Here is a 7,286-nt window from a genome sequence, read left to right as displayed (position 1 = left end):
GTACCTCTCCCGTGCGAACGAGGAGCTCCTGGTCCTGGTCGCCGTTGAGACCCTGGAAGCCGTTTCCAATTTGCCGGAAATACTCGGCGTGGAGGGGCTGGATGGCGTTTTCATCGGCCCGATGGACCTCGCAACCTCGATGGGGTATTTCGCCAACCCGGGCCATCCAGAGGTACAATCCGCCATTGCGAGGGCTGAGGAGGGGGTATTGAAGGCCGGCAAGGTATTGGCGACCACCTGCACGAGCTGGGAGCAGGCAGAAAGTTTGTACCGCCGTGGCTATCAGATGCTGATGGTGTTGGCCGATGGAGTAGGGCTGGCCAGGTTAGCGGCCGATCGCGTCACCGCCTTCCGCAGAGCCTTTCCCCAGAGATAAGAGATAAGGATTGGCCTGGGATCCAACATCCCAGGCCAATCTTCTATTCCTGCCGAAACCCCAATCTGTTACTTGGAGATTTGTCCGGCGTATACGCTCGCGCTGGGATAGAAGAAGGCGATGGTGATAGAGCCACCCTCGTCGTACTCAAAGACATGCCATTCGTTTTCGGGAAAGTGCAGGATCATATCCGGCTCGAGCGGAATGCGCTCACCTAATTCATCGGGTTGATCACCGAACCCTCCGAATCTGACGTACCCGCGTTCGGATTCCAGCACCACCACCACCTCTTCCGCGTGCCGGTGTGGGCTCATCGGCCCATATTCTGCGGCATAGCGGGCGAACCCCATGGTGATCAGATTGCTGGGGGAGGCGGCGCCTTGCTGGCCGACAACCAACTGAATGGCACGACCGGGGAGCGGCCGTAGGGGAACGTCCTGCCGGCGGATGAGCTTCATTTCGCATTACCTCCTAGTATCCTGGACAGCAAGCGGATGAATACGTATTCAACATTGTATACGACTTCAGGGATCTGTCAAATTGCCTCACCACAGGGGGCGTCCTAGAGTGGTGGGGAAAGCACCTGCGGAGGAGGAGACGAAGGGTGGATGCTCACCCCCTCTGGCGCGGAAGCCTCGCGTCCGCGGGACCTTCTACCGCTGTGCGGCCTGCGGGGGCAGGGCCGGCCAGCCCTGCCCTGCGCAATGGCGACTCCCTCTCGTTTACTCCGAGTTGACAAATCCTATCATTTGTGATAAGATTGCATATAAATGTGGTGGCTGTTCCCAGCTCCGTTTAGCATCCTGCTGTGCCGGCCTACTGCGAGGTGATGCATGTCCGACCATCATGCTGAAATGCTTCAGACACTGTCCGCTCAACCCCTTTCCACCTATGACCCTTCGCTGTTGCTGGAGATGTTCCGCCGTATGACCCTGGTGCGCGAGTTTGAACTGCGCGCCATCGAGGAACGCCGCAACGGCCTGATCCCCGGCTTCATCCACCCCTGCGTGGGACAGGAAGCCACCGCGGTGGGCGCCTGCCTGGCCCTGGCGCCGGCGGATGTGATCACCAGCACCCATCGCGGGCACGGGCATCTGATCGGCAAGGGCGGCGATCCCCGCTATATGATGGCGGAGCTCGCCGGCCGCTCCACCGGCTACTGCCTGGGCCGCGGCGGCTCCCTCCATATCGCCGACTTTGACCTGGGCATCCTCGGCGCCAACGGCATCGTCGCCGGCGGCATCCCTATCGCCGTCGGCGCCGGCCTTGCCTTCCACCTGCGGGGGGAGAAGCGCGTGGCGCTGGCCTTTTTCGGCGACGGCGCGGTCAATCAGGGCGCGTTCCATGAAGCGGCCAACATGGCCGGCCTCTGGAAGCTCCCGGTCATCTTCATGTGCGAGAACAACCTTTACGGCGAAGGCACCCCCCAGCATAAACAGGCCCCTATCGCCGACCTGGCGGCGCGCGCCGCGGGATACGGCTTCCCGGGCATCATTGTGGACGGCAACGATGTCCTGGCGGTCTATGAGGCGGTGCGCATGGCGGCGGAACGGGCGCGCGCCGGCCTGGGGCCGACCTTCGTCGAGGGCAAGACCTACCGCCAGCGGGGACATTACGAGGGCGACCCGATGGTTTACCGCACCCAGGAGGAAATGGAGTACTGGAAAGCGCGCGACCCGGTGGTGCTCTTCCGCCGGCGCCTGCTGGAGGCCGGCATCTTCGACGAGCAGACCCTGGACAAGGTTCATCAAGACGTCCTCCGCCAACTGGACGAAGCGGTGGAATTCGCCAAGTCCGCGCCCATCCCAAAGGCGGAGGAAGCCCTGCTGGGCGTGTACGGCGATACCCATAACGGCCTGGTGTTCTGAGGTGCGGGAATGAGAGAGATCACATTTGCTGAAGCCATTCGCGAAGCACTGCGTGAGGAGATGCACCGCGACCCGTCGGTGTTCATCATGGGCGAGGATGTCGGGGTATTCGGTGGGGTGTTCGGCGTGACCGCCGGCCTGTATGAGGAGTTTGGCCCCGACCGCGTGCGGGATACCCCCATCAGCGAGAGCGCCATCGTCGGAGGGGGGCTGGGCGCGGCGATGATGGGCATGCGGCCGGTGGTGGAGATCATGTTCGGCGATTTCCTGATGTGCGCCGGCGATCAGATCGTCAACCAGGCCGCCAAAGCGCGCTACATGAGCGGCGGCAAGGCGAAAGTCCCCTTGACCATCCGCGTGACGACCGGCGCGCCCGGTTCAGCCGCGGCACAGCATTCGCAAAGCCCGGAATCGTGGTTCATGAACGTGCCGGGGCTGAAGATCGCCGTGCCGGCCACGCCGGCGGATGCCAAGGGCCTGCTGAAAACCGCCATTCGCGGCGAGGACCCCGTTCTCTTCTTTGAGCACAAAATGCTGTACGCGGTGCGGGGGCCAGTGCCGGAGGACCCAGATTTCACGGTGCCGTTCGGCGAGGCGAATGTCGTGCGCCCGGGCCGCGATGTCACCATCATCGCCATCGGCGGCATGCTGGCGAAGGCCCTGGCGGCGGCGGATGCCCTGGCGCAGGAGGGCATCGAGGCAGAAGTGATTGACCCCCGCACCCTTGTACCGTTGGACAAGGAGACTTTGATCCGCTCGCTGGCGAAGACCGGCCGGGTGGTGATCGTCCACGAGGCGCACAAGCGCGCCGGCCCGGGCGCGGAGATCGCGGCAGTGCTGGCGGAAGAGGCGGTGGAATATTTGGATGGGCCGATCGTGCGGGTCGCGGCAAAGAATGTGCCCATCCCGTACAGCCCTGTCCTGGAAGAAGAGGTCCTGCCGGGGGCAGAGGATATTCTGGCGGCGGTGCGGTTCCTGACGGCCGGCGCAAAAGCGTGACGTAAAGGAGCAGCAAACGTGGAATTCACCGGTTATATGGATTTCTGGTTCCGCGAGGTGCCCATTGTGGAGCGGGTGGAGCGCTTTGCGGCGCTGGGCATCCGCCGGCTCGATGTCTGGCTCTGGCGCGAGCGTCCCATGGCCGATATCTATGCCGAGTGCAAGCGCCATGGATGCATCATCAACTCCACCTTCGACGGCCAGTTGGGCAACCTTGTGGACGCCAACGACCATCCCCGCTGTCTGGATGCCTGGGCGGAAACCCTGGAGATGGCCCAGCGCTATGAGATCCCCCACCTGTTCATCTTCTCCAATCAGGTGGAGGTGCGTCCCAATGGGGAGGAATGGATCGCCCCTCTGACCAAGGACTATTCCCCAGGGGAGATGTACGTCAACCTGCTCGATGGGCTGGAGAAGATCCTGGAGATGGTGGAGAGGACGAACATCACCCTGTGGTTCGAGGCGCTGAACACGTTCCATATTCACGGCGGGGTCTTCATCCACACCCATGACCAGGTGGCGAACATCGTGCGGCGCTTCAACCACCCGCAACTGCGCATGTCGTTCGACTGCTATCACCAACAGCGCACCGCCGGCAACCTCATCTACGGCCTGGAAGCCTATCACGGCCTGTATCCCACGGTGCATATCGGCGATGTGCCCACCCGCCAGGAGCCGGGCACTGGCGAGATCAACTTCTGGAACATCGCCAAGACGCTTCGCCGGCTGGGCTATGACGGGCTGATCGGCATGGAATTCTATCCATCCCAATCCGAGGAAGCCGCGCTGGCGAAGGTCAAGGAGATCTTTGGGCAGTGACCGTCTTGACGTCGCGCAGCGGCGAACTGCATATTGGGCCAGGGCACCCGACGGTGCTGATCAATGACCAGGTCCGCCTGATGGATCAGCGGCCAGAGGCGCTGGAGGCACTGCGGGAGGGCCGGCTGGATCCTTTGCTGGAACTGGCGGAACAGGGGTATCGGGCCGGCGTGGACATGGCCGACATCCTGCTGACCCATCCCGAAGTGGACGAAGTGCAGTGGCTCCCCCGCCTGGCGGCGGCCGTTCATGAGGCCCTGGGCTGTCCGATTTCCCTGGATTCACGCCATCCGGCCGCGCTAGAGGCCGCGCTGAAGGCGCTCCGGCCGTACAAGGCGCTCATCAACTCGGTCACTGCCGAACGGGAATCGCTGGAAACCCTACTGCCCATCGCCGCGCGCTACGGCGCCGCTGTCGTGGGCATGCCCATCGGCCACCGTCACGGATTGCCGCGCACGGTGGAGGGCAGGCTGGAAGAGGCGCGGGTGATCGTCGAGACCGCCGGCCGCTACGGTATTCCCCGCGAGGACATCATTATAGACGCCATATGCCTGGCGTCCTCTGCCGAGCCGGGGTCCATGGCGGTCACCCTGCGGACACTGCAGGCCCTGCATGAAGAGCTGGGAGTTGCCACGATATTGGGGATCGGGAATGCCGGCTTCGGCATGCCCCACGGGACATCGGTGGACCTGGCATATCTTGCCGCCGCCATCCCCTGGGGATAGGATGCGGCCCTGGTGGACCCGACCACGCCTCAGCTTCTGCCGGTGGTGCGCGCCGCCGATTTCCTGGCCGGCAAAGACCCCTACGGACTGCGTTATATCGCCTACTATCGTGCACATGAGCGAGGTGCGACAGGCACATGAGCGGTGAAACGGGCTATACCATCCTCATGCCGAAGCTTGGCCTGACGATGACCGAGGCCAAGCTGGTGAAATGGTACAAGGAAGAGGGCGCCCGGGTGGAGAAAGGGGAGACCCTCTTCACCCTGGAGAGCGAGAAATCGGTGCTGGAGATCGAGTCGCCGGCCAGCGGCTTCCTGCACATCCTGGTGCCGGCCGGCCAGATCGTGCCGGTGAAGACGCCCATTGCCGTCCTCCTGCCCCAGCCCTCTGCGGGGCCAGCGCCGGCCGCCGAAGCACAGGCGCCGGCGGAACGGGTGCGCGCTACGCCAAAGGCCCGCCGGCTGGCCCGCGAGGCCGGCGTCGAGCTGATGGGCATCCAAGGGACCGGCCCGCGCGGCATGATCGTGGCGCGGGATGTCCCTGCGCCGGCCCGGCCTGCCGCTGTGCCCGCGCCGCGCGCCACGCCGGCCGCCCGTAAGCTGGCGGAAGAGGAAGGGGTGGATCTGCGGCAGATCGTGGGGAGCGGCCCCGCCGGCCGCATCCTGCGGGAGGATGTGGAGCGCGTGCTGGAGGCCAGAGCTGTGCCCGCTTCGCCGGCACCGCTCGAGGAGGAGGTCGAGCTCATCCCGCTCACCGGACTGCGCGCCATCATCGCCGAGCGCCTTTCTGCCGCCTGGCGGGAACGGCCCCAGGTCACGCTGAACATTGACGTGGATGCCACCAATTTAGTCAGCGCCCGCCAGCAGTTGATCGAAGAGCTGGGGGAGAAAATCTCGTTCAACACCCTGCTCATCAAGCTGGTGGCGCGGGCACTGCAGGAGCATCCGTACATGAACGCCCGCTTCACGCCGGCCGGCATCGAGCGCGTCAAGTCCATCCACATCGGCCTGGCGGTGGACACCGAGCGCGGCCTGATGGTGCCGGTCCTGCACCATGTGGAACAGATGAACCTGCTGACCATCGAGCGGCAGTTGCGGGAGCTGGTCCAGCGGGCGCTGGAGGGCCGCAGTCTGCCGGACGAGCTGACGGGGGGCACCTTCACCATCACCAACCTGGGGATGTATGGGATTCGCGATTTTTCCGCCATCATCAACCCGCCGGAGGCGGCCATTTTGAGCGTGGGAGCTATCTCCCCGCGGCCGGCGGTGGATGCGGGGGGCAATATCGTGGCGCGCCAGATGATGACGTTGAGCCTGTCCTTCGATCACCGTCTGACGGACGGCGCGCCGGCGGCCCGCTTCCTCCAGCGCGTCAAGGCCCTAGTGGAGCGTCCCTTTGTCCTCACCGTGCTCGATTGAACGGTAGCCATGAAGGAGAAGATGCGGTGGGAGTGCGCGATTCCGTCGTCATGATCACGGGCGGGGCCCGACGCGTGGGCAAGCAGGTGGCTCTGTACCTGGCCGGCAGGGGCGCCCATATCGCCTTTTGCGACATCCAGGCGCAGGAGTTGGAAGGGACCAGGGCGCAGATCGAATCCTGCGGCGTGCGGTCCCTGGCCATGGCGGTGGACGTGACCCGGTCCGACCAGGTGCGGGCCTTTGTGGACGCGACCATCGAGCGCTTCGGGCGCATTGACGTGCTCATCAACAACGCCGCGATCTGGCTGCATGCCCCGTTCCTCCAGATCCGCGAGGAGGATTGGGACCGGACCATGGAGGTGAACCTGAAGGGGCCTTTCATCTGCTCGCAGTTGGTGGCGCCGCATATGCTCCGGCAGGGCAGGGGGCTGATTATCAACATGACGAGCCTTTCCGCGTTTCAAACGTGGCCGGGCTATGCCCATGATGCGGCCAGCAAGGCCGGCCTGTGGTCCCTGACCAAGTCTATGGCGGTGGAATTGGCGCCGGCGGTGCGGGTCAACGCCATCGCCCCCGGCACCATCCTCCTGCCGGAGGACGCTCCGCCCGAAAAGCGCCGCTGGGCGGAGGACAAATCCCTGCTGAAGACCATCGGCTCACCCCTGGATGTCGCCCGGCTGATAGAGTTTCTGATCGAGTGCGATTTCGTTACTGGGGCAGTGTATTTCGTGGACGGAGGGCGCTCCCTGACATAAACGCGGTGTTCATGGAGCGGGTAGACGCATTTTCACGGATAGGAGCATAGAGACATGGAAGTGCGCGGTTCTGTCGTTATGATTACCGGCGGCGCCAAGCGGGTCGGGAAGCATATCGCGCTGTACCTGGCCGGCAAAGGCGCTCATATCGCCTTCAGCTACAACCAGGCGCACGAGTGGGAGGAGACCAAGGCGGAGATCGAGTCACACGGGGTGCAGTCCCTGGCCATGCAGGTGAACGTGACCCAGTCCGACCAGGTGCGGGCCTTTGTGGACGCGACCATCGAGCGCTTCGGACGCATTGACGTGCTGATCAACAACGCCTC

Annotated in this window: 9 protein-coding genes; 8 read left to right on the top strand and 1 reads right to left on the bottom strand. The window is 64.1% G+C overall.

Annotation, left to right across the window (positions count from 1 at the left end; all coding sequences use genetic code 11):
• On the top strand, positions 1-376 hold a 376-nt coding region (locus H5T60_09760), incomplete at its 5' end, for a 2,4-dihydroxyhept-2-ene-1,7-dioic acid aldolase (protein MBC7242717.1).
• A gap of 68 nt (positions 377-444) precedes the next feature.
• Here H5T60_09760 and H5T60_09755 read toward each other — a convergent pair.
• The gene (locus tag H5T60_09755; protein MBC7242716.1) at positions 445-834 is read right to left on the bottom strand and encodes a hypothetical protein; all 390 of its coding nucleotides are present in this window, start codon (positions 832-834) and stop codon (positions 445-447) included.
• Positions 835-1,302: 468 nt separating this feature from the next.
• On the opposite strand from H5T60_09755, the gene H5T60_09750 reads away from it, so the two are divergent.
• From H5T60_09750 to H5T60_09720, 7 genes are all read left to right on the top strand, one after another.
• On the top strand, positions 1,303-2,244 hold the full coding sequence (locus H5T60_09750; protein ID MBC7242715.1) for a thiamine pyrophosphate-dependent dehydrogenase E1 component subunit alpha: 942 nt from the start codon (positions 1,303-1,305) through the stop codon (positions 2,242-2,244).
• Positions 2,245-2,253: 9 nt separating this feature from the next.
• Positions 2,254-3,243, top strand: coding sequence for an alpha-ketoacid dehydrogenase subunit beta (locus H5T60_09745; protein MBC7242714.1), 990 nt, complete (start codon positions 2,254-2,256; stop codon positions 3,241-3,243).
• A gap of 18 nt (positions 3,244-3,261) precedes the next feature.
• Entirely contained in the window at positions 3,262-4,062 is an 801-nt protein-coding gene (locus H5T60_09740) for a TIM barrel protein (GenBank protein MBC7242713.1), read from the top strand.
• The gene (locus tag H5T60_09735) at positions 4,059-4,787 is read left to right on the top strand and encodes a dihydropteroate synthase (GenBank protein ID MBC7242712.1); all 729 of its coding nucleotides are present in this window, start codon (positions 4,059-4,061) and stop codon (positions 4,785-4,787) included. Before H5T60_09740 ends, H5T60_09735 begins: the two co-directional genes overlap by 4 nt.
• Positions 4,788-4,924: 137 nt before the next feature.
• Complete coding sequence (locus H5T60_09730; protein MBC7242711.1) at positions 4,925-6,205, top strand: 2-oxo acid dehydrogenase subunit E2; 1,281 nt, start codon at positions 4,925-4,927, stop codon at positions 6,203-6,205.
• Between the two features lie 26 nt (positions 6,206-6,231).
• A complete protein-coding gene (locus H5T60_09725) occupies positions 6,232-6,960 on the top strand; it encodes an SDR family oxidoreductase (protein ID MBC7242710.1) in 729 nt (242 codons plus the stop codon).
• A 54-nt stretch (positions 6,961-7,014) separates the two neighbouring features.
• Positions 7,015-7,286 (top strand): SDR family NAD(P)-dependent oxidoreductase (locus H5T60_09720; protein ID MBC7242709.1); only part of this gene is annotated, 272 nt, incomplete at its 3' end.

This window comes from Anaerolineae bacterium (assembly GCA_014360855.1).
GTDB lineage: Bacteria > Chloroflexota > Anaerolineae > JACIWP01 > JACIWP01 > JACIWP01.
Note: the sequence above shows the minus strand (reverse complement) of the source record. Positions and strands in the feature narration are given on the sequence as shown.

Coding starts and splice junctions, on each gene's coding strand:
- H5T60_09755 (MBC7242716.1), bottom strand. CDS start 834: ATGAAGCTCATCCGCCGGCAGGACGTTCCCCTACGGCCGCTCCCCGGT.
- H5T60_09750 (MBC7242715.1), top strand. CDS start 1,303: ATGACCCTGGTGCGCGAGTTTGAACTGCGCGCCATCGAGGAACGCCGC.
- H5T60_09745 (MBC7242714.1), top strand. CDS start 2,254: ATGAGAGAGATCACATTTGCTGAAGCCATTCGCGAAGCACTGCGTGAG.
- H5T60_09730 (MBC7242711.1), top strand. CDS start 4,925: ATGAGCGGTGAAACGGGCTATACCATCCTCATGCCGAAGCTTGGCCTG.